The organism is Helicobacter pylori SA37A, assembly GCF_000476015.1.
Lineage (GTDB): Bacteria > Campylobacterota > Campylobacteria > Campylobacterales > Helicobacteraceae > Helicobacter > Helicobacter pylori_DB.
Window position 1 is genome coordinate 74,199 of sequence record NZ_CBOO010000006.1, and the last position, 23,011, is coordinate 97,209.

The following is a 23,011-nucleotide window of genomic DNA, read 5'->3' on the forward strand; positions in this document are numbered from 1 at the left end:
TTAAAATAACGCTCATTTTAACTCTCAAAAAAGGAATCAAACGCTTTCATCATGGCTAATATCACGACTAAAGAAACGCTCCTAATAACCCCGGATCTTTTGAAAAGCCCTTATCAAAAAATCATCAATGCGAGCGCGAGCGTTTTTGATGAAAATCATGGGCGATCGTTTTTTAGCCCGCAATTTTATGAAAAGATTGAGCCTTATTTAAAAGAAGTTTTAACCCAACCTATTGATTTAGAATGCGATCTCAACACCGCTAAAAAAAAGAACCGCTTAACCCCTTTAAAACAGCTTTTTAAGGCGTGCTTTAACGCTGAAGAAATTTTGATCGTGAATAACAACACCAGCGCGGTATTCCTCATCGCTAACGCTTTAGCGCAAGAAAAAGAAATCGTTGTTTCTTATGGCGAATTAGTGGGGGGGAATTTTAACCTTAAAGATATTTTATTGAGTAGTGGGGCTAGGCTGCATTTAGTGGGGAATACCAGTCGCGCTTATTTAAGGGATTACCGCTTAGCCTTGAATGAAAACAGCAAAATGCTCTTTAAAACCCACAACCCCGCTTTTAAAAAAGACACGCCCTTTAAAGATTTACAAGCCCTAGCTAAAGAGCATGGTTTGATAGATTATTACAATTTAGGGGATGTGGATTTGTTGGATAGAACGGCTTTAGAAGAAATTTTAGATTTCAAACCATCACTTTTAAGCTTTAGCGCGGATAAATCCTTTAACAGCGTGCAAGCGGGCATTATTATGGGGAAAAAAGAATGGGTTGAAATGTTAAAAAACCACCCCCTTTATAGAGCTTTGAGGGTGGATAAAATCACCCTCACCTTGCTTTTTTGCAGCCTAAACGCATGGGTCAATCACCAAGAAGACATTACAATCCATGCGCTACTGAACCAAACTAAAGACGCCTTATTGCAAAAAGCCTTGAAACTCTACGCCCTTTTAAAGCCTTTAGAATTGAACGTGAGCATAGCCTCTAGCTTTTCTAAAATAGGGAATTTATTTGGTAGGGAATTGGAATCCTTTTGCGTGAAAGTCCAGCCCAAAAACACCCAGAATTTAGATTGTGAGAAACTTTATTTAAAGCTTTTTCAAAAAGGCGTTATTACAAGAATTTCATGCGCATTTGTGTGTTTTGAAGTCTTTAGCTTGAATGGAGAAGATTTGGAAAAAATCGCTCTGGTTTTAGCAGAAATCCTTAACAAGGCTTAAAAATTCGCTATAATAAAATCTCTTTCAAAAACGCCATCTCCCCCATAAAATGACAGAGAATGATAGAACATCAATTTAAAGGAACTCAAGAATGGAAAAAATCAGCGACCTTATAGAATGCATTGCGTATGAAAAAAATTTGCCTAAAGAGATGATTTCAAAAGTGATTCAAGGCTGTTTGTTAAAAATGGCGCAAAATGAGTTAGACCCCCTAGCGCGCTACTTGGTGGTTGAAGAAAACAAGCAGCTCCAGCTTATCCAGTTGGTGGAAGTTTTAGAAGATGATGATGAAAGGTTGATTAACGATCCTTCTAAATACATCAGTTTGTCTAAAGCAAAAGAAATGGATCCAAGCGTTAAGATTAAAGACGAATTGTCTTACAGCTTGAGTTTGGAGAGCATGAAGCAAGGAGCGATCAACCGCCTTTTTAAAGATTTGCAATACCAGTTAGAAAAAGCGTTAGAAGATAGCCACTTTGAAGCGTTTCAAAAGCGTCTTAACAGCGTTTTAATGGGGCAAGTGATTTTAGTGGATCACAACCAAAACACTTTTATTGAGATTGAGCAGCAATTTCAAGGCGTTCTTTCCATGCGCCATCGCATCAAAGGCGAGAGTTTTAAAGTAGGCGATAGCATTAAAGCGGTTTTAACGCAAGTCAAACGCACGAAAAAGGGCTTACTATTAGAGCTGAGCCGCACCACCCCTAAAATGCTTGAAGCCTTGTTGGAATTAGAAGTCCCTGAAATTAAAGATAAGGAAATTGAAATCATCCATTGCGCGCGAATCCCAGGCAACAGAGCGAAAGTGAGCTTTTTTTCCCATAACGCTAGGATTGACCCCATAGGCGCGGCGGTGGGGGTTAAGGGCGTGCGCATTAATGCGATAAGTAACGAATTGAATAAAGAAAACATTGATTGCATAGAGTATTCTAATGTGCCTGAAATTTATATCACTTTAGCGCTCGCTCCAGCCAAAATTTTAAGCGTTGAGGTTAAAAAAATCCCCATAGAAGAATTGAATGCTGAAGAAAAAGAATCCGTTCAAGAGCGTTTTATTGTCAACAACCATTTGCAAAAGGCTAAAGTGCGTTTATTAGACATTGAAAAATCTAAGGCTATCGGTAAAGGTGGGGTGAATGTGTGCTTAGCGTCCATGCTTACAGGCTATCACATAGAGTTTGAAACCATTCCTAGCGTCAAAGAAAACGCAGAAAATGAAAGCGAAAAAGAAACGCCAAAAGTGGGGGTAGAAGCTTTAGAGTCTTTGTTTAAGAATTGAAATGATTTCTGTGAAACTTATTGAGTCCTTAATCAAAAGGAATTTAAGAAAATACTATGCAAGATTTAAAACATTTTAAAAATGATATTACGCTCATTCTATCCAAAGACAGATTAGATGCTTATGACAGCCTAGAGCAATACAAAGAAAATTTAAAATTCATTTCTTTCATCACGCCTAAAATTTCTAATTTAGAGATTTATTTACGCAACGCTTTAGACTATTGCTTGACTCAAATCAAAGGGAGCGAATGGGTGTTTAATGAAAGCGCTTTAACCCCTTTGATCAAAGAGCTAAAAGAAAAGAAAAAAGAAATCACGCATTCTTTGATTTTATCTAAAATGTCTTTAGGGGCAGTGATTAAGCTTATTTTTCTCTATAAGTTAGAGGGGGTCGTGCTAGATTTGAGAGCGTATCGTTTGAGAGCTTATTATCACGAAAATAAGGATACCTTGCTTATTAAAAGCAAAAAACGCCTTCTTTACAATTATATTAAAGCCCATATTGCTTTAAACTTGTTATGGACGATTAGAAATCGTGCGTATCATTGGGAAAATTTACTCAAAATCCAACCAAACAAGCGCCCACGAATAACTACATCATTCAGTGGGAAAAAAACATTCCAATGGACAGAATTTTAGTGATTGGTATTGAACCTAACAAAATCACTCTATTTTTAGATGATTTAATTAAGAGCGTTGGGAATAAAGATTTTGCAGATTTAAGTAGTTTGTAAAAAAGTGGGCTACTGAAGCCCTTATAATGTAAATGCATTATAACTCAAAAATCAAAATAAATCAAATTTCTTAAAAACCTAATCGCTTTTTTCATCTTTTAACAACCCCCCTAACACAAGAGCCGTTTTTTATTTAATTCTTCCACTAACATTACCCTCTTTTTGAAAGTTTTCCCATTGCCAATATACAGATTCAAAAGCAATTTTATGGTATTTTTTAGTTTTTAAGGCGTTTGCTTTAAGCACCACGCCCCCCACTATTCTTTATATGGTTTTATTCCAAAGCCATGCGTTAGAAAAAGCTTTTTTAATCTTTAAATTGTGTTTGATTGTTCTTGCTTGTTTTAAAGGTTAGGATAAAATAACGCTCACCCCCTAGTTTTTTTCGCTAGAGATTAGGGGGTAAATCACCTTCAAAGGATTACTATGTCCAAAAAACATGGTAAAAAACCTTTGGTTGTATTATACTTAAAAATACCTTTTTTTAAGTATAGGGTTAAAATCGTTGTTAAAAAAACCCATTAAAACCAAAGGTTTCCCCTATTTAAGGGGTTTCCTTTAAGGTAAATCGCTTTTTATTCACTGCCCGTTTTCAATGATTTTAACCTCTTCATCGGTGAGGTTATAGAGCTGATAGACTAAGGCGTCAATTTTTTGTTCTAATTCTTGAGTGTTGGCTTTGGGGTCTTTTTCTTTTGCTTTTAAGATCCGCTCTGCATAATCAGTGATTTTTTGGGCTAATTCTTGGTTTTTAGTGGTGATTTTAGGAATGGGGAGCCGTTCTATAAAAGCCTTTTTATAGCGATAACCACTCTCACCCAGTCCGCCACCTGCATAGAAAGTTTTGAAAGCAAAAGTAACCAATTGAGAATGCAACATTCCTAAAAGATAGTGCAAATGCTCTCCTGTGAGGATAAAGCTCGTGGCTTCTGCATAGAAAACCCCTAACTCGCATTCCCCATTATCCAAATAAAATCGTGGCTCTTGCACGATTTCGCCATACACAATTTTCTCTTTTTCAAACTCTTGATAATAGCTTGCCGCCCACCTTTGCAAGCAATACCATTCATATCTCTTTCCGGTTTCATCTTTATTGCGTTCTAAAAGTTCATCTTTATGTGAAAGCAAATGAGCATAGATAATAGGATAGTGGGTAGAAAAATCTTGTTCATTTTCTTCCATGCCTTTTGGACTATCGGTGTTTGGAAAATGCCAAGGTATAAAAATCAGCCACTCCCCCGCCCACTCATAACGATACCTTTTAATGTCCCTCCCTCTTAAAATCGGCTTGATAAGCTTAATTGTTCTTTCTCTTTCACTCATTCCCATGCCATCTTTTTGCACATCGTCGCAGTTTTTTAAGATTGCGTCTCTTTTTTCAGTGGGAATGATAAAGGCTTCGTTAGAGCCGGTTTTTATCCCGTAATTGATTTGAATGCCCCAGTCTTTAAGCGGGGTGCCGTTTTGTTCTATTTTATCCCTTAAGTCTAAAAGCTTGGCGTTGGCAAAAATAAAGCTTTCTGTTTGGAGCGCGTTTTGAAGCATGGGTAGGGGGTGGGCGCTTTTCAAATCCTCCTTATCGTTTTTTATGGGTTCGTAATATGTAAAAACGCTTTCTTTAAGAGGTGGTTGTTTTAGGGCATTGATGATGCTTGCATCCACTGTGGCGCTTTCAAAGACTTTTAAGGCGCTCAATTCCATGTAGCTGATAATGGTGGTGTTTTTGAGTAAAAACTCTCTTAATTTGGCGCCGTATTGAGCGCGCGTGTATTTGTTAGAAGTGATGAAAGCGTTAAACCCTTTTTCTTTTAAAAGGTTGAAAGCCAGGGCAAAAAAGTAGGTGTAAATGTCGCTTGAGCTGTTGTAAAAATTGGGGTATTGCTTTTGTAATAAAGGTTTTAAGTCTTTGATTTTTTCTTGGCGGATATAAGGCGGATTGCCTATAATGCAATCAAAGCCTAAAAAATCCCCCTCATCGTCTAAAACTTCAGGAAATTCAAAGCGCCATTCAAACGCATTTTGATACTCCCCACCACTTAAGGCATCATCAAGCTTTTTTCTTAAAGCTCTAATACGCCCATAAGAAGCAAAAGCCTCTTCCTCTTCCTTAGGGCTTAGCTTGGGCGTGCCAAAAAGGCTTGGGATAAAGTAATTTAAACCAGTTAGCAAACTCTTATCGTCTAGGGCAAAATCATTGTAATTTGTGATGTGTTTTTCAATAGCCTTTTCAAGCTCTGCTTTAGTTTTAGGGTCTTTGAGCGTGAGGGAAAAAGTGTTTTTTAACTCTTGGATTTTGTTGATCAGATCGGTTTTATTTAAGGAATAGAGAGGGTTTGGGTCTTTGTATTGGGCGACTAGATCTTTGTATTCTTGGATTTTTTTCTTGATATTGGGGATCTTTTTAAGATCATCATTCAAATTAAAGCGTGAAATCAAGCTATTACCGCACTTGATATTAATATCAATATTGGGGAGGGTTTCAAGCGCGTGAGTGTTCTTACCCTCTTCAAAAATATAGTAGCTGTATTTTAAAAGCTCTATCCATAGCCTGAGCTTGGTGATTTCGCAAGAATTGGGGTTAATATCCACGCCAAAAAGGCAGTTTTCAATGATGTCTTTTTTAAGATTAAAAAGTTCTTTTTGGATGTGGTGGTGGGGGTCGTTTTCGCTATGCGGTTTTTTGTAGTTAAAGATTTCACCCGTTTGTGCGTGGTGAATGATGATTTCATCGTTTTCTAATCTAAGTTTGTGGCGATACAAGGAAACAATAAGCCCTAGCTTGTAAGCAATTAACACCATTTCATTGAGCGCTGAAACCAAGAAATGCCCGCTCCCTACCGCCGGATCGCAAACGCGTAAAGTTAAAAGCGTGTTTAGGTATTCTTTAGCTTTTTCATTTGAAAAATTTCTGTCTATTTTTTCTCGCAACGCTTCTAAATCTTTGCAGTCCCACTGATAAGTGGCGTTGAATTTATCCAACACGACTTGGCTGATACTCTCTTTGCACATGTAGCTTGTAATAAAGCTTGGGGTATAAAAGCTCCCCTCTTTATAGCCGTTGAGTTTTTCAAAAACAAGCCCTAAAACGCTAGGGTTAATCAAACGGCTTTCGCTGGTATCGGTATTATCTTTAATGTCTTTAGGGGTGGTGGTGAATTTATAAAGACATAAAAATGCAAAAAGGTATTTTAGCAAGGGCAAAGCTTTTTCTTTTTGATAATCTTCATATTTTTTAAGAACGGATTTAGGATAAATCTCTAAAGGTTTGTTATTGAGCAATTTGATTTCATACCCCTTTGATTCTAAAGGCGTTTTATCAAACAAACTGGAATTCAAATAAGGGATTTTTTGTAAAATCTTGTCTTCTTTAATCTCTTTGAGACGCTCGTTATTTTTCTTAGCTAGGACTTCAAAAAAGAGGTCGTTTAGGTCGTTGAAATCTTTAAAGTTGTCTGTGGTTAAGAAAGAGTCTTTAAGATGCTCGAAAGAAATTAAAAGGCTTTCTAAAAGCCGTAAAAACAAGATGCGGTTATTCCAAGCGATAAGTAACGCCATGACTTCTTCATCATCTAAATTTGTGTATTTCTTTTTTAAAGCATCGCTTAGGGAGTTTTTGGTGCGGCTGGGCTTGATTAAAATTTTCCCTTTGTCATTTTGCTCTTCTAACCCTAAAATGTAAAGCAATTCTTCATAAAAATCTTTGTTAAGCGTGTTAGCGTCAAGGGTTTTCCTTTGTTTTAAAAGGACTTCGTGGCTTAAAACTTGATAAATCAAAGGAAGTTCTTTAAAATCATCGCTCAAATTAAAGTGAGTGTAGCGGAGTTCGCCTTCAAAATCTGTTTTCAAATATTGTTCTAAATCTTTGTAAAATTTTGGTTTTGAAGAGTCTGTGCCTTCGTTTTTAGCCCAACTTTTATAGAATTTATCGATGCGTTTATCGTTTTGAAACAAAAGCAAATCCCTACAATCAAAGAGGAAAAATTCATGTGCGTTGCAAATAATGGCGTGTTTTAGGGAGTTGTTTTCTTCTGTCTCTTTTAAAAAATACAAAACCATTTGACAAAAGGCTTTACTGAGCGGGTTTTCTCTGTCTTTGGGGAATTCGTTCCTATTGTTTAGGGCTTTGACTTCAATAAGCACCCAAGCTTCTTTACCCATATAGATCGCGCTATCCACTTTTTCATCGGTGTTGCAGTCATAGCCATAAGTTTTTAGAAAAAACTTATTGATTTCATTTTTTTGAAATTCTTCATCATTTCGTTTTGGCGCGTTTTCTAATAAGCTGTTTATTTCTTTTTCAAAATTTTCTATAGTTTCTTTTTTGGGTTCTTGGGGGTTGTATTGTTTAATAAAATCTTTGAGCGGGATGCGAGTGAAACAAATCATGAAAACGCCTTTGAAATGGGATAACGGCGATTATAACAAAAGTGCCATGAATTTTAAATAAAACGCTTTTCTTTAAAATTGTTCCATGTGAAACATTAAAGTAACTCTAATCTTTACGATTTAAAACTTCATTAACCAACGCGCTTAATTGATCTTTGTTCATTTTGGTTTTGTATTCAATATTCACGCCTTGCTTTTTTAAAGCTTCAAAAAATTTTTTAGCGGTTGAAATTTTCCGCTTTTCTTCTTCGCGCAATTCGTTTTCATTTTCAACCCCCTTAGTTTCTACCACTAACAACACTTTTTTATCGTTGTTTTCAACCACATACCCAAAATCAGGGCTATAAGTTTGATTCAACCCTACCGGGATTTTAACCCTAGGGAGCTTGCCAAAAACAATGATTTTAGTGTCATTAGATTCTTCAATCGTGTCTTTTTCAATCTCGCTATCCACTTGCATGAAGTTTTCATACAGGCATTTTTCTTGAGCGCTGGAATTTTTAATTTCATATTTATCCACCCCCAAACTCCCGTCTAAAAATTCTCTAATTTCTCCTTTTTCATCATAAAACGCATCGTTTTTTCTGTTTTTAATCGTCGTTTCGCGCATTTGATAGGAAATTTTATCTTTAATATTTTGATAAATGATTTCCAAAAACAGATCTTCTAAGCGCTTTAAGCCCTCTTGTTCGTTTTTTTTAATTTCATTAAACTTGTTTTCATCAATTTTTTCCAACACTTTAGCCACGCTTTTAAAACTCAATTTCACCTTATTAGACAAGGCGCTGATAAATTCATGCAAACTCCACACGCATGCGCTTTCTCGCTCAAAAATCTCTGTTTTGGCGTTATTTCCCATGGTTTCTACTTTTTTATGCGTCGTAACCGAAACGATTTTTGAACTGACCTTAAAAGAAGAATTAATATTTTTGACAATCTCATCAATCAAACTCTCGCTATCCATGGCATAAGCGATCCGGGCTTGATGATTCAAGCTCTCCCATAAGGTTTCAAATTTTTTAAAATTTTCTTTATTGATTTTGATTTTTTCAGTTTTTCGCTCGTTTTTGTTCCTAACTCTAGGATTGCCAACTAAGCGATCTTTTAAAAAATCTTTTAATTTTTCAAAATCCAGGTATTTTTCATTTTTTAATTTTTCTAGTTCCGGCTCTTTTTTTAAAAATTCGTTTTGATTGAGGGTGAGTTTAAAGTTTTCATCACCTGTTTTTTCTCCAAAACCCAAACCCTCTAATGTTTCAAACAAAACCCCATAATACCCTTTTTTAACCATGCCGCTTTTTTCTAACTCTTCTGCGCTAAATTCTTGTTTAATCAAGCTATGCTCGCTTATCTCTTGCTGGATCGCTCCCACAAAATCCCCCTCAACTTGCGGCACGATCACCACCAATTCATTGACAAAATCAAAATCAGCATGCTCTTTAGTGATGCGTTCGCCCTTATCATTCACAGCGAGCCTTAACCCCCTACCGATTTGTTGCAATTTAGTGATATGGGAATGGCTAGGGGCTAATTTGCAAATCGTCATCACATTAGGGTTATCCCACCCCTCTTGCAACGCCCATTGCGAAAAAATAAACCTGAGATCGGAATCAAAACTCAGCAATTTTTCTTTTTCTTTTAAAATGAGCGCGATCACTTGGGCTTCGTCGCTCTCTTTCTTGCTTTTAGCAAAATACCCTCCATGCACTTTTTGAATATTGTCTTTAGTGCGCTCTAAATACGCTCTATAATTTTCATCTAAAGGCTTTTTTAAAACTTCTTCAAGCTTTTGTTGGTAGAGTTTTTCAAATAAAAGGGCTAATTTGGCCGGCTGTTCATTCTCGCTTAAATAGCTATTCACCCCGCTAATAAACACCATGCACAAGGCTTTAATCCCTTTTTTAAAAAGCCCTTCTTCTCTTTCAAAATGGCTTTTTATCGCTTCTTTCAGCATCACTTCTTGCTCGCCCTCTAAAAGATGAGAAAAAGGCTCTTTTTGATCCAGTAACAAATTAAAGCCATTGAGAAAACGAATCTCAGTTTTAGTGATTTTTTCTACAATGTAATCTTCTAAAGCGCTGATTTGAGTTAGCGCGCCTAAATTATCATGCGTTTTGACTTTGACGCTTTTAGTTTTATTGTCTAAATCCGTGTAGTTAATTGCAGCTTCATATTCATTTCTTTTTTCAATCCCTTTAAGCTCTAAAAAACACTCATCACTCTCCCCCACAGACGCCACGCTGATGCTTTTCACTAGGGCGCAATCAAACGCTTTTTTGCTGTCTAGCGCATAAATCAGATTATTATAATCATCTTTAAAAGTCGCCCCAAACCTGAGCGTGATTAAAGCGTTTAATTGTTCCAAATATTTTTTTGTTTTATCGCCTAAAAATCGGTGTGGTTCGTCCATGATGACGATGGGGCGCATACTCGCTAAAGCTTGCATGTAACTTTTTGCGCCGTTGAATAGATTCGTGTTTTCTAGGCATGATTTGTTGATAGTATTTTTCTCTTTATTAAAGGCAGAAAAAGTCATCACCAACACGCAGCATTTGTGATTACTCGCTAAAATAAATCTTTCTACATCTTCATAGCTTTCTAAATGCGTGTTAGAATATTCGCTTTTAAAAAATTCTCTTGTGATTTCAACACTCTTTAAAACCCCTAATTTAATGGCGTTGCTTGGCGTTAAAACGATGAATTTTGACAAACGATAGTTTTTATGCAAGGCATAAACGCATTCCAAAAAGCAAAAGGTCTTCCCGGTGCCTGTTTCCATTAAAATATCGCAGTTTAACGACTTTTCAATCCCCACGCTTCCCTGGGTTATTTTTTGTTTCGATCGCAAATTCTCAATATTTTCTAATAAAATATCTTTGACTACCCCTATTTCAAAAACATGGTTAGAAATCCTTTGAGCGTCATTTTCTGGCTCCCTGAAATAAATCCCCTTAAACACCCCTAAAATTTGGTCCCGGCATTGCTCCTGATAGTCTAATCGTTTGAATTTGATTTTCACCTCTACCCCCTAATCTTTAAATCGCCGCTCTCTAATTTCAAATCAAACAAATTACTGCCCAATTCCAAACACAGCCTGTCGTTACTGATAGCGGGCATATACATGCTGATTTTTTCCACCCCTTTATCTTTCAAGTTTTCTAAAACCTCACTCATTTCTATATCCCCCACAATGAAAGCCGTATTTTCAGCCAGATACAAGGCGTTTTCAATCAAGCAAATTATAGGGGTGGTGAGCTCCAAACCCTCGCAGCCTAAAAGCTTGATTAAAATCGTTTGGGTTTCCATTTTTTCAGGGTTAGAATAAGCGAACAAATCCTCTTGCTTGGCTTGACTGAGATTTTTATCGTTCGCATGCGTTTCATCATCAACGATTTCAAACGCTCTAAACCCCACATCTAAATGTGCGCAAGCTTCTTTGATTTTAGCCCCCGCTCTTTTAATCCTTTCTTCGGTGATGTCAAAAATGCTTGGGGAGGTGGATTTTAGGGTGTTCAAACAAAAATCATGTGCGCTTTTGTTTTTCTTGGGATCAATTTTTTCGTCTAACTGGACGAGAATGAAGCGCCTTTCTTTAAATGTGGCGTTCAAGCCATTAAATAACCCCCCCCCCCCCCTCACTTAATTTTTGATAATCGCTCTTATTACTCTCCAACACCGCATGCGCAGTCGTCCCGCTCCCGGCGAAAAAATCTAAGATGGTGTCGCCTTTTTCGGTAGCATGTTCTATAATCTTAGCCATAAAATCCACACCCTTTGGATAACTAAAATACTCCGCTAATTCAAGCCTTAATAATTCTTTAGTCGCCGCTTGGTTCATATAACAATTATCGCTAAACGCTAAACTATCAAAAGTCTTTTGTGTGGTTTTTAAATCCTTTAAATAGCGTTTATAAATAAAACCCCTTTCATTATCCTTATGCTTTTTTTTAAAGCAAATCCGCCCCTCATCAATGTGTTTTTGTATTGTATTTTGTGAAAAACGCCAAGACATACCCACAGGTGGATAATCCACTTTACCTGTATAAGGATTAGTAATTTTAAACATGCTATTTGGTGTCATTCTTTTCGCGCTAGGGTTATCATTAATCCATGCTCCGTTAGGGTCGTTATCGGGGTTTTTATAATTTTCTAAATTTTTTTCTCCCCCCAAGAGATTGACAAATTCTTTATTTTTCGCATAACAGAGCAAAAATTCATGTTGGTAATTGACGCCCGTTTTAGCGTCATTAGTCGTGCTTTTAGTTTTTCTAATAAAATCAGCCACAAAATTCCCCTCCCCAAAAATTTCATCGCATAAAAGTTTGAGTTGGGCGGCTTCGTTATCGTCAATAGAAATGAAAATGACGCCGTCTTTTTTAAGCAAATCTTTAGCGAGCAACAATCTAGGATACATGAAGCTAAGCCACCCGCTATGGCATTTTAACCCAAAAAGATTGTTGATATAATCCAATTTTTCTTTAGAATAATCCAATGTTTTTAAAACCTCTTCATTGGATTGTGAAAAATCATCGCCATAAATAAAATTCTCGTTTTTGGTGTTGTAAGGAGGGTCAATGTAAATCATTTTGATTTTTTCGCTATAACTTTGTCTTAAGATTTTGAGAGCGTCCAAATTATCGCCCTTGATGAGAATGTGCTTGCTAGTGGATTTGTTTAAGGGTTTTAAAATCTTATCGTTTTTCTTAAAAGCTTGAGTTAAAGCGATTTTTTTACCCACAAAGTTCAACCCATAACCCTCTTCTTTTATCCCGCTAAAATCCCCTAATAACGCTTTTAATTTTTCTGTGTCTAGCGTGAGTTGGTTGTCATTTTCTATACTCAAGCAACCGGGAAAATAACGATTGAAAACCTCTAAATTTTTTTCATTAACGCTTTTTTCTCCACCAATTTCTTTATTTTGCATGGCTATCCTTTATTTTAAATGATTTAAATTACCCAATTCCACCTTAATTTTCAATTTTCAAATGTTCCCCATGAAACGCTAGCGGTTTTTAAAAAATCTTGTTTCACTTCAGCGATAATGTTTTCATCTTTGGCTAAGTCAATGTATTCAAAACTATTCCCGCTCTGCTCCCCCCCTTGGAGTAAATCCCCACTTTTTCTGTATTCTAAATCCAATTCAGCGATTTTAAAGCCGTCCAATTCATTAGCAAACTTTTCCAATCGTTCGTTTTCTTCTTGGATCGTGCATAAAAAACAATAGCCTTTCAAGCCGTTACGAGACACGCGCCCCCTTAACTGGTGTAAAGTCGCTAAGCCTAACCTTTCGGGTGCTAAAATCACCATTACGCTCAATCGTGGTAAAGAAATGCCCACCTCAATGAGCGTAGTCGCTAAAAGAATGCTCCCGGATTCTCTAAATTCTTCAATCACTTCCTCTTTATTTTTATCTTGCCCTGAAGTGGTATAAACCTTTTTAAAGCGTTTTTGCCAAAAACTCGCCCCCTCACTGAGCGATAAATACGGGATTTTTTCGCTCTCATTCACCAGCGGATAAACGACAATGACTTGATGGTTTTTAGCGATTTCTTCGCTGATTTTTTCCATCACTATTTTAAAATCTCTTTTATGTAAGACTAAAGTTTCAATTTCTTTAGGGTAAGGGATTTCTCTAATCATGGTCGTTTTCACAAACGCGCTTTTGGCTAAAGCCAGAGTGCGAGGAATGGGGGTAGCGGAAAATTGCAAAGAATGGGGCTTATTACCCTTACTGCTTGCCATTTTTTCTAATTGGTAGCGCTGTTTTGTGCCAAATCGGTGCTGCTCATCAGTGATTACTAGTGCGAATTCATTCAAATCGCGCTTATCAAACAACAACGCTTGCGTGCCTATAACCACATGCGTGATTGTTTCAAACAAATGATTGGATCGCTTCTTGTGGCTCCCGCCAAGCAGTAATTCCACTTCAAAATAAGGGGGTAAAAATTTTAAGGCTTCGTTATAAAGCTGTTTAGCGAGAATGGAAGTGGGCGCCATTAAAAGGGTTTTATTAGGGTAAGCTAATACCATGCTCGCTAAAATCACTATCGTTTTCCCGCACCCCACATCGCCTATAATCAAACGCTTGCACGCTATAGAACTGGTGAGATCGTTTTGGATTTCTTTAATGGCGTTTTGTTGGTCGTGTGTGAGTTTGAAGGGTAAAGAAGCGATAAACGCTTTCAAGCGTTCGCTATTATTGGGGCATGCGATTTTAGCGCCAAATTGCAATTTTTTGCGCTCTAAATTTTTCATATAAAAAAGCATTTCAATGTATTTTAATGCATTTAAATGTTGTGAAGGAAAATTTTTATTCGTTTCAAAATCCTTGACAAAATGCGGTGTGGGGAAAAAGATTTCCAACAACAAACGCGCGATATTTTCTTTAACGCCTTCCTTTTTTAAATTTTCTAATGAAATGAGTTTTTGTAAATTTTCTTGTATTTTTTTATGATTTTTAACTTTTTTAAAAATTAAAGAAATTTTGCCAAATTCGGTAAGGATTTTAGGCGTGTTAATGATATAAGCTTGATTAAAAGAGCTTTGCTCTAATTTACCATAAATAAACAAACTCTCGCCGGTTTTAAACTGGCTATAATGGAACGCGCTGTAATTGAAAAAAACAAGCTCTAAATTTTTGTAAAATCGTTTGGAATAGGCAAAAATCTTTAAAACTTTGGCGTAGTTTCTTTTCTCTAAAATACCCACTTCTAAAACGCCGCTCAAGCCCGTTTCAAAACGCTCTAATAAATTCAAATCTTTATAGCCTTTGGGAGTATAAACAAGCAAGGCTTCTAAAAGCGATTTCACATTCAATGTTTTTAATAAGTTATCTGTTTCTTGCAATTTGTTCTTACCCTAGCCAATCCTTAATCATTTTTATGATAAGATAGTCAAATTATACATTGACTTAAGGAAATTTAATTGATGAAATCTAAAATCACTCATTTTATCGCTATCTCTTTTGTTTTAAGCCTGTTTATTGCGTGCAAAGACGAGCCTAAAAAATCGTCCCAATCGCACCAAAACAACACTAAAACCACTCAAAACAATCCAATCAATCAAGCGAATAAGGATATAAAAAAAATTGAGCATGAAGAAGAAGATGAAAAAGCCACCAAAGAAGTGAATGATTTGATCAATAACGAAAATAAAATTGATGAAATCAATAATGAAGAAAACACTGATCCTTCGCAAAAAAGAACGAACAACGTTTTGCAACGAGCCACTAACCACCAAGACAATCTCAATTCTCCGCTTAACAGGAAGTATTAAAGTGTGAAATTTTTTTCAAAGGATTTGTTTAAAAAAGTAACCCCTTTATTTTTAAGTGTTTATTTTTTAAACCCTACCATTATGCAAGCCAAAAGCCGTTTTTATGTGGCTTCTCAATATCAGGTAGGGAAAATGATCATGAAAAAATACAACGATCTCAAACGCACGATTGAAGGGGCGAGCTTTTCTTTAGGCTGGGAGATTAACCCCACTCACTACTGGTTTTATTCGCGCTATTACTTTTTTATGGATTATGGGAATGTCATCCTCAATAAAAGAACGGGCGCTCAAGCGAACATGTTCACTTACGGCTTTGGAGGGGATTTGATCGTGGAATACAATAAAAACCCCTTGTATGTTTTTTCCCTCTTCTATGGCATGCAAGTTGCCGAAAACACATGGACGATTTCCAAACACAGTGCGAATTTCATCATTGACGATTGGCGCAGCATTCAAGGGTTTTCGCTCAAAACTTCCAATTTTAGGATGTTGGGTTTAGTGGGGTTTAAATTCCAAACCGTGCTATTCAACCATGACGCTAGTATTGAAGTGGGGATCAAATGGCCTTTTGCTTTTGAATACGACTCAGCCTTTGTAAGGCTTTTTTCTGTCTTTATTTCGCACACTTTCTATCTTTAGACTAATTCCAACCCCACTGGGCAATGATCACTCCCTAAAATATCTTTATAGATTAAAGCGTCTTTTAAGCGCGTTTTTAAAGGATTAGAGCATAAAAAATAATCAATGCGCCAACCAATGTCTTTATCCCTTGCTTGTTGCATATAACTCCACCAGGTGTAAGCCTTTTCTTTATTGGGATAAAAATAACGGAAAGTGTCAATAAAACCGGCGTTCAAAAGCTCGCTGAATTTCTCTCTCTCTTCATCGCTAAAGCCGGCATTTTTTCGGTTGGTTTTGGGGTTTTCTAAATCAATTTCATTGTGGGCCACATTCAAATCCCCGCACACAATGACCGGTTTTTTCAATTCTAAAGCTTTTAAAAATTTCTTAAATTCCACTTCCCAACTCATGCGATAACTAAGCCTGGATAGGGCTTGTTGGGAATTAGGGGTATAAACATTCACTAAATAAAAGGACTCAAATTCGCAAGTTACCACGCGCCCCTCTTTGTCATGCTCTTCAATATTAATCCCATAGCTCACGCTTAAAGGCTCTTTTTTAGTGAAGGTTACCACCCCAGAATAGCCCTTTTTAATCGCGCAATTCCAAAAATCAAAATACCCTTTAAATTCAAAGGTGTTTTGTTCTTGCTGCATTTTAGATTCTTGAATGCAAAAAACATCCGCATCAACGCTACTGAAAAAATCCATAAAGCCCTTAGTCATGCAAGCCCTTAACCCATTCACATTCCATGAAATCAATTTCATTGTAATCCTTGTTTTATTTTGAGTGAATTATATCTTTTTAGTCATTTTTTTAAAAATTAAGCTTTGTTTTACCTTTTTTATGTAATAATTGTTCTTCGCTTGGCTTGATAGCTCAGTCGGTAGAGCAGAAGACTGAAAATCTTCGTGTCGGTGGTTCGATTCCGCCTCAAGCCACCATTTCAAACTTCGTTGAATAAATAATTCCCCTTTTTGACACACACCACACGAGAGTTTTCAATGCTCAAAGGCGTGCTTTTGGCTCGTGGTTGCTCTTCTATTTCTAAGGCCATGCACACCCCTTCTTTAAAGCGCACATGGTTTTTAACCCATTCTTTATATTCACTGCTCTCTTTGACTATATCGTTTAAATAATGCCCCTCATACACTTCCACAAATTCCATGAATTTTTCATTCAAATTCAATTCATTGCGCGTTATTTCGCTTTTTCGTGTGGAAGAATAAGCCAATTCGCTGGTTTCATAAAAAGTTGGCTCTACTTGGTCGTCTTGTTTGGGGCGTTCATAAATGGCTTTCACTAATTGCGTGGTGATTTCATACTCACTCTCCCATGCTTGTTTTAAAGGCTCTTCTATCAGATAGCATTGCCTAGTTGTGCCGTCTTTTCTCGCTCTAGCCCTTTTACACTTTTCTGTAGAGCTTCTGGCTTGAAGAATGGCGAAATTGTTTTTAGCTTCAAAAGTTTGTGGCTCTTCTAAAGGCTCTGTTTTATGAACAGAGATTTTAGTATAGGGGGTAATGATTTTACCGCTTTTATTTTCAGCGGTGCTGTAATCGCAAGGGGTAATATCTGTCGCAGTCTGTTTGTCTTCATCAACGCGTTTTAAAATGCTTGGGCGATAGGCTTGTAAATTTTCATCATCATAAACCCACTTTCCGCATGCAAATTCTTTAACATTGGGATCTCTAATCGCTTGTTTTTCCACACTATCTTTATTCTCATTGCTTTCATTGTTTTCACTAATATCAGCGTTAGGGGTGTCGTTAGGGAGCGTTTTTTCAGTGGGTGGCGTTATAAAGAGGTTGTTTTCTTGATCTTCTGAAGAATGTTTTAAAGGGGGTTTGGCGTCGTTTGTTGGCGTTTTAACTTCGTTAGTGGGGCTTATTTTGCTAGGAATTGCTAAAGGCTGCAAAAGGCTGTTTTTAGAGTTTTTAGAGCCTAATTTGGGCTCTGGGTAAGAAAAGTTTTGAGGAGATTGTTGCGATGAGCTAGGTTTGTTTTGTGGTTTTTGCATGGGCGCGTTTAAAGAAGGCATTTGGTGCGCGTGCGACTCTTTCAATTCTTTTGAAGAAAAAACGATTTGGGTGTTTCTAGGGATAGTAGGGCGGTTAGGGCTTAAGGTCGTTTCTAAAGAAAGTTTTTCATCAAGGGGTTGATAGACAATTGCAGTGGATATGTGAGTGATTGTGAGCGTGAGTTTTTTGTGTGGGGAGATATTATAAACGCCTAAAACTTGTTTTGGTTCTTTAGAATCAAGGACTTTAGCCTTAAAAGTGCCTTTATGCGGCGAAGTTTTAATTTCTTCTAAAAGCTCGATCACAAGGGCTTGAAGAGGGTTAGAGAAGGTCAGAAAGAAAGACAAACAAAGGGTTTTTTTCATGCTTATTCCTTTTTATTTTGGATTTTTGGATTATAGCTTAAAAAAAGGTTTATTAAAAGTCATAAATAGGTTATAGATAAGTAACACTTTAATTAATAATAATTAGTAACAGTAGTAGGGACGTGAATGGATGGAATGAAACAATAAAAAGCTTTAGAGGTGCGCGTTTTTAGGGGGGTTGTGGGATGTGTAAAAAAGTGAATGAAACGCTTTTTCATAAGCCTTTTTTCATTCACTTGAATTGAAAGCGGTTTTTTTATCGTTCAATTCGTTCAAGCGGTTTTTGATTTCTTCTCTAAGGCTTAAGATAAAAGGGCTTTTTTCTTCTTCAAGCATTTTTTTAACGCTAGAATACATTTTAGAAATGCTTGAATGATCCTTTAAATCCAAAAATTGAGCGAGCGAAAGCGTGGGGTTAGGGGTATAAAGCCTGGCGAAATACACGACTAATTTTCTCGCCAAAGCGACATTTTTTTGGCGCGAAGAGACTTTGATTTCGCTGGATTTGAGATTTAGGCTTTGCGCGACAGCGAGTAAGATATTTTCCAAGCTTGAGCCTTCAGCATGATCTTTTTGCAAATCTTCTAAAACGGTTTTAGCGAGATTCAAATCAATGGTGGCGTTCATTAAGTTCGCGTTCACGCTGATTTTAATGATCGCGCCTTCCATTTGGCGGATATTGTCGCTGATGTGTTGGGCGATGTATTCCATCACCTCTTCAGGCAAAATGATTTGATTGAGTTGGCATTTTTGTTTGACAATGGAAAGTTTGGTTTCTAAATCAGGAGGCATGACTTTAGCGGTTATCCCCCATTCAAAGCGCGATTTTAAGCGATCTTCTAAGCCAGCGATGTTTTTAGGCGATCGGTCTGAAATCAATACGATTTGTTTGCTGTTGGCGTGCAATTCGTTAAAGGTGTGGAAAAATTCTTCTTCTAGTTTGGGTTTTCCTTGCAAAAATTGAGCGTCATCTAACAAGAAAAAGTCGCAATGGCGGTATTTTGCTTTAAAAGAATCCATGGTTTTGTTGTCTAAATGCTTTAAAAAGTCTGTCAAAAAGTCTTCTGAAGTGACTAACACGACTTTTTTATGCTTTTCTAGGGCATGGTTACCGATAGCGTTTAAAATGTGCGTTTTGCCTAACCCTGTGCCGCCATAAAAAAGCACCGGGTTATAAGGGGGCGTATCGCTTTGGGCGACTTTTTTAGCGATTTCATAAACGGTGTTATTGCATGAGCCTACGACAAAATTTTCAAAAGTGTAAGAGTCTTTGACGCTCGTTTTTATGGCTTTATAATTGATATTAGGTTGGGCGTTAATTTGGATTTTAGGCGCTACTTCAATACGCACGTCCACGCTATGGGCTAAATGCATGCCGACTTTATTTTGGCTTAAAATTTCTTTAAGCAACGCGCCGTGTTTGGCTGTAATCCAATTGCATAAGAGCGTGTTAGGGGCATAAAAAAAGGCAATGTCGCTCTTGCTCGCGTTAGGGTTGTATTTGAGCTGGCTTAAGCAATTTTCATACTCTATGAGACTAACTTTTTGTTTGACTAGCGCCAAGATTTCTTTTTCAATATTGTTGTTGGTATCCATTGCGTTATTATAGCGTGAATAAGTTGTGAATGAAAAAGGAATAACATGTGAATGAAATGTGAATGAAGCCTTAAAATTAAGGTGTTTCTTTTAAGGGTTTGTCTATAATGCTTGCTTTATAATAAGCTAATGGATGCAAAAAAAAAAGGATTTTCATGCTGCTTTGCGCTGGAAGGAATGAGACTTTAAAAAAAGCGGTGCCTATTGGTGTGGGCTTGATAGGAAGCGCGATTAATTTAACGAGAATGTGTTTAAAAAACCCTGATACAGAAAGCCTTATTTTTATAGGGAGCGCGGGGAGTTATAGCCCAGAAATGGAGCTTTTAAGCGTGTTTGAAAGCATTCAAGGCTATCAAATTGAAGAGAGTTTTAGCCATTTAAACAGCTACACGCCTTTGGATAATTTCATTCAAATAGAAACTGAAGAGGAAGCTCTTTTTGAAAGGGTGGGCGTGAATAGCAGTAACTATATCCACACGAGTGAAATGTTTGCTAAAAAAATGGTTCAAAAGGGCGTTTTATTAGAAAACATGGAGTTTTTTAGCGTCTTAAGCGTGGCTAAGGCGTTTTCTTTAAAGGCTAAAGGGATTTTTTGCGTGAGTAACCATGTGGGGCTTAACGCACATAAGGAATTTAAAGAAAACCACGCCAAAGTCAAACAGATTTTAGAAAACATCATTGATAGTTTAATAGTTTAGCTATCATGGAGCATTCTAAATTAAAGGCGATCACATGTTTGAAAAAATACGCAAGATTTTAGCGGATATTGAAGATTCGCAAAATGAAATTGAAATGCTTTTAAAATTAGCGAATTTGAGTTTGGGGGATTTCATTGAAATTAAAAGAGGGAGCATGGACATGCCAAAGGGCGTGAATGAAGCGTTTTTTACGCAATTAAGCGAAGAAGTGGAGCGATTGAAGGAGCTTATCAACGCTTTGAATAAAATCAAAAAAGGGTTATTGGTGTTCTAAATGTGCGGGATTGTAGGTTATATAGGGGATAGCGAGAAAAAATCCATTCTTTTAGAGGGCTTAAAGGAATTGGAATACAGAGGTTATGACAGCGCGGGTTTAGCCGTATTGAGCAATGATTATTTGGAAGTGTTTAAAACTCAAGGGAAATTAGAAAACCTCAGAACAGAACTTAAAAATAAAGAGTTTTTGGATTTTGGCGTGAGTATCGCTCACACCAGATGGGCCACGCATGGCAAGCCAAGCAGCACGAACGCCCACCCGCATTTTACAGAAAATTTAGCCTTAGTGCATAATGGCATTATTGAAAATTACGCGAGTTTGAAAAAAGAATTGGAAAACAAAGGGCATGCGTTTTTAAGCCAAACGGACACGGAAGTCATTGCGCATTTATTAGAAGAAACGCTTAAAAGCGAGAGCGATTTATTGAAAGCTTTTGAAAAAAGCATCAGCCTTTTAAAAGGGAGTTACGCGATTTTAATGCTCCATAAAAGGGCTAAAGAGAGCCTCTTTTACGCTAAATCTTCTTCGCCTTTAGTTGTGGGTAAGGGCAAAGAGGGGGTGTTTTTTGCGTCCAGTTTGAGCGTGTTAGCCCCTAAAGTGGATCAATTTGTCATTTTAGAAGAAAACAGCGTGGGGCAGATTTCTTTAGAAAATTTTAAAGATTTAAAACACATTGAAAACATGAAAGATTACGCTTTTGAGGATAAAGATCATTCTAAAGGGGATTTTAGGAATTATTTAGAAAAAGAGATTTATGAGCAGCACAGCAGTTTGCTAGAGTGTTTAGAGGGGCGCTTGGAAGCCTTGAATGTGTATTGCGAGATCGATCCTGAATTTTTAGAAAATGTGAATGAAATCACGCTGTGTTCTTGCGGGAGCAGTTACCATGCGAGTTTGGCGAGCGTGTATTTGTTTGAAAGGTTAGCCAAAATAAGAGCGAGGGCCATTTTAGCGAGCGAATACCGCTACGCCCATTTTAAAAGCAACCCTAACGAGCTTTTTATAGCGATTTCTCAAAGCGGGGAAACCGCTGACACTTTGGAGGCTTTAAAATTAGCCAAAGCCCAAGGGCTTAAAACCATCAGTTTGTGTAACGCTCCTTTTAGCATGATGAGCCGCATTAGTGATCACACGCTTTTGATTAGAGCGGGGGTAGAAAGGAGCGTGGCATCCACTAAGGCGTTTTCTTCGCAAGTGATGCTTTTGTGGCTTTTGAGCGTGTATGTAGGCAAACAACTAGGGACCATCTCTAAAGAAGAAGAAAAAATCCAAGCTAAAAACATGCTCAATAGCGTGAAGGCGATGAAAGTAGAGCCTAAATTGCATGAAAAGATCAAACGCCTATCCAAACGCTACTTGCATGGGCATGGCTTTTTTTATATCGGGCGCGATGTGTTTTACCCGCTCGCTTTAGAAGGGGCGTTGAAACTTAAAGAAATCAGCTACTTGCACGCTGAGGGGTATGCGAGCGCGGAAATGAAGCATGGGCCTATTGCGCTAGTGGATTCCAATCTTTTTACCATTGCTCTATTGTCTAAGCACTTATTATTTGATAAAACCAAAAGCAATATTGAAGAATTGAGCGCTAGGGATTCTACGATTTGCGTGTTAAGCTCTGAAATTTTAGAGATCGCTGATGATTTTATCCAATTAGAGGAGAGCGAAAGCTACATGGAGGAATTTTTCCGCATGAATTTAGCGATGCAGATTTTAGCTTTAGAAATCGCTATGCGTTTGAACCACGATGTGGATCACCCAAGAAACTTGGCTAAAAGCGTTACCGTGGAATAAAAAGCGATATTAGGAGTCAAATAATGGAAGTGATTTGCAAGCATTACACCCCTTTAGACATTGCGAGCCAAGCGATCCGCACTTGCTGGCAGAGTTTTGAATATAGCGATAATGGAGGCTGTAAAGATAAGGATTTGATCCACAGGGTGGGGAATATTTTCAGGCATTCTTCCACTTTAGAGCATCTTTATTACAATTTTGAAATCAAGGGTTTGAGCAGGGGGGCGTTGCAAGAATTGAGCCGGCATCGAATAGCGAGCTTGAGCGTGAAATCAAGCCGTTACACTTTAAGGGAATTGAAAGAAGTGGAGAGCTTTTTACCCCTTAATGAAACGAATTTAGAAAGAGCCAAAGAGTTTTTAGTGTTCGTGGATAATGAAAAAGTGAATGCAATGAGCGTTTTGGCTTTAGAAAATCTAAGGGTTTTATTGAGCGAGCATAACATTAAAAACGATTTAGCCAAATACGCCATGCCTGAAAGCTATAAAACGCATTTAGCTTATAGCATTAACGCTAGGAGCTTGCAAAATTTATTGACTTTAAGAAGCAGTAATAAAGCCTTAAAAGAAATGCAAGATTTAGCCAAAGCTTTATTTGACGCTTTACCTGGCGAGCATCAATATTTGTTTGAAGATTGTTTGAAACATTAGTTTTAAACAATGCCGCTTAGTAACGCTCATTCTTTAAATGTTTTAAAAACGCCTTATTTTTAGCGTTTGTAAAATGAGGAGTTTTAAGGGGG

The 23,011-nt window shown here is 37.3% G+C and carries 16 protein-coding genes, 1 tRNA gene and 1 pseudogene; 10 read left to right on the forward strand and 8 right to left on the reverse strand.

The genetic code is table 11. The features are described from left to right. Nucleotides 1-51 precede the first annotated feature (51 nt). From QT76_RS04305 to QT76_RS04315, 3 genes and pseudogenes are all read left to right on the forward strand, one after another. A complete protein-coding gene (locus tag QT76_RS04305) occupies nt 52-1,224 on the forward strand; it encodes an aminotransferase class V-fold PLP-dependent enzyme (RefSeq protein ID WP_033616735.1) in 1,173 nt (390 codons plus the stop codon). Nucleotides 1,225-1,315: 91 nt separating this feature from the next. Next, on the forward strand, nt 1,316-2,503 hold the full coding sequence (gene nusA, locus QT76_RS04310) for a transcription termination factor NusA (protein ID WP_033616736.1): 1,188 nt from the start codon (nt 1,316-1,318) through the stop codon (nt 2,501-2,503). A gap of 56 nt (nt 2,504-2,559) precedes the next feature. Continuing rightward, nucleotides 2,560-3,239 (forward strand): annotated as a pseudogene (locus QT76_RS04315) (CAAX protease). A 579-nt stretch (nt 3,240-3,818) separates the two neighbouring features. Here the strand turns inward: QT76_RS04315 and QT76_RS04320 are convergent. The 5 genes from QT76_RS04320 to recG form a co-directional block, all read right to left on the reverse strand. Further along, nucleotides 3,819-7,625: a class I SAM-dependent DNA methyltransferase gene (locus tag QT76_RS04320; protein WP_033616737.1), complete on the reverse strand. Its 3,807-nt coding sequence runs from the start codon at nt 7,623-7,625 to the stop codon at nt 3,819-3,821. Nucleotides 7,626-7,731: 106 nt separating this feature from the next. Continuing rightward, the gene (locus QT76_RS04325) at nt 7,732-10,644 is read right to left on the reverse strand and encodes a type III restriction-modification system endonuclease (RefSeq protein ID WP_033616738.1); all 2,913 of its coding nucleotides are present in this window, start codon (nt 10,642-10,644) and stop codon (nt 7,732-7,734) included. Between the two features lie 2 nt (nt 10,645-10,646). After that, nucleotides 10,647-11,234, reverse strand: a complete 588-nt coding sequence (locus tag QT76_RS08535) for a site-specific DNA-methyltransferase (RefSeq protein WP_154213085.1) — start codon at nt 11,232-11,234, stop codon at nt 10,647-10,649. Nucleotides 11,235-11,238: 4 nt separating this feature from the next. Continuing rightward, nucleotides 11,239-12,549 carry a site-specific DNA-methyltransferase gene (locus tag QT76_RS04335; protein ID WP_033616742.1) on the reverse strand — a complete coding sequence of 437 codons (1,311 nt, stop codon included), beginning with the start codon at nt 12,547-12,549 and terminating at the stop codon, nt 11,239-11,241. Nucleotides 12,550-12,599: 50 nt separating this feature from the next. Next, nucleotides 12,600-14,471: an ATP-dependent DNA helicase RecG gene (gene recG, locus QT76_RS04340; protein WP_033616743.1), complete on the reverse strand. Its 1,872-nt coding sequence runs from the start codon at nt 14,469-14,471 to the stop codon at nt 12,600-12,602. Nucleotides 14,472-14,552: 81 nt separating this feature from the next. Between recG and QT76_RS04345 the strand changes: the two genes are divergently transcribed. Then, nucleotides 14,553-14,900: a hypothetical protein gene (locus QT76_RS04345; RefSeq protein WP_033616744.1), complete on the forward strand. Its 348-nt coding sequence runs from the start codon at nt 14,553-14,555 to the stop codon at nt 14,898-14,900. A 3-nt stretch (nt 14,901-14,903) separates the two neighbouring features. Then, the gene (locus QT76_RS04350) at nt 14,904-15,539 is read left to right on the forward strand and encodes an outer membrane protein (RefSeq protein ID WP_033616745.1); all 636 of its coding nucleotides are present in this window, start codon (nt 14,904-14,906) and stop codon (nt 15,537-15,539) included. Here the strand turns inward: QT76_RS04350 and QT76_RS04355 are convergent. After that, entirely contained in the window at nt 15,536-16,288 is a 753-nt protein-coding gene (locus tag QT76_RS04355) for an exodeoxyribonuclease III (protein WP_033616746.1), read from the reverse strand. The two genes, QT76_RS04350 and QT76_RS04355, sit on opposite strands and share 4 nt — an antisense overlap. 101 nt (nt 16,289-16,389) lie before the next feature. Here QT76_RS04355 and QT76_RS04360 point away from each other — a divergent pair. Beyond that, nucleotides 16,390-16,465: transfer RNA gene (locus QT76_RS04360), tRNA-Phe, on the forward strand. Nucleotides 16,466-16,467: 2 nt separating this feature from the next. Here QT76_RS04360 and QT76_RS04365 read toward each other — a convergent pair. Both QT76_RS04365 and dnaA read right to left on the reverse strand, forming a co-directional pair. Next, complete coding sequence (locus QT76_RS04365) at nt 16,468-17,907, reverse strand: hypothetical protein (RefSeq protein WP_033616747.1); 1,440 nt, start codon at nt 17,905-17,907, stop codon at nt 16,468-16,470. Between the two features lie 228 nt (nt 17,908-18,135). Next, complete coding sequence (gene dnaA, locus QT76_RS04375) at nt 18,136-19,503, reverse strand: chromosomal replication initiator protein DnaA (protein ID WP_033616748.1); 1,368 nt, start codon at nt 19,501-19,503, stop codon at nt 18,136-18,138. A 155-nt stretch (nt 19,504-19,658) separates the two neighbouring features. Between dnaA and QT76_RS04380 the strand changes: the two genes are divergently transcribed. From QT76_RS04380 to thyX, 4 genes are read left to right on the forward strand one after another with little or no spacing between them, the layout of a single operon-like run. After that, entirely contained in the window at nt 19,659-20,201 is a 543-nt protein-coding gene (locus QT76_RS04380; protein WP_033616749.1) for a nucleoside phosphorylase-I family protein, read from the forward strand. A gap of 34 nt (nt 20,202-20,235) precedes the next feature. Further along, a complete protein-coding gene (locus QT76_RS04385) occupies nt 20,236-20,475 on the forward strand; it encodes a DUF2443 domain-containing protein (protein WP_000461837.1) in 240 nt (79 codons plus the stop codon). Beyond that, on the forward strand, nt 20,476-22,269 hold the full coding sequence (glmS, locus tag QT76_RS04390; protein ID WP_033616750.1) for a glutamine--fructose-6-phosphate transaminase (isomerizing): 1,794 nt from the start codon (nt 20,476-20,478) through the stop codon (nt 22,267-22,269). A gap of 23 nt (nt 22,270-22,292) precedes the next feature. Further along, nucleotides 22,293-22,919, forward strand: a complete 627-nt coding sequence (gene thyX / locus QT76_RS04395; protein ID WP_000451960.1) for an FAD-dependent thymidylate synthase — start codon at nt 22,293-22,295, stop codon at nt 22,917-22,919. Nucleotides 22,920-23,011 lie beyond the last annotated feature (92 nt).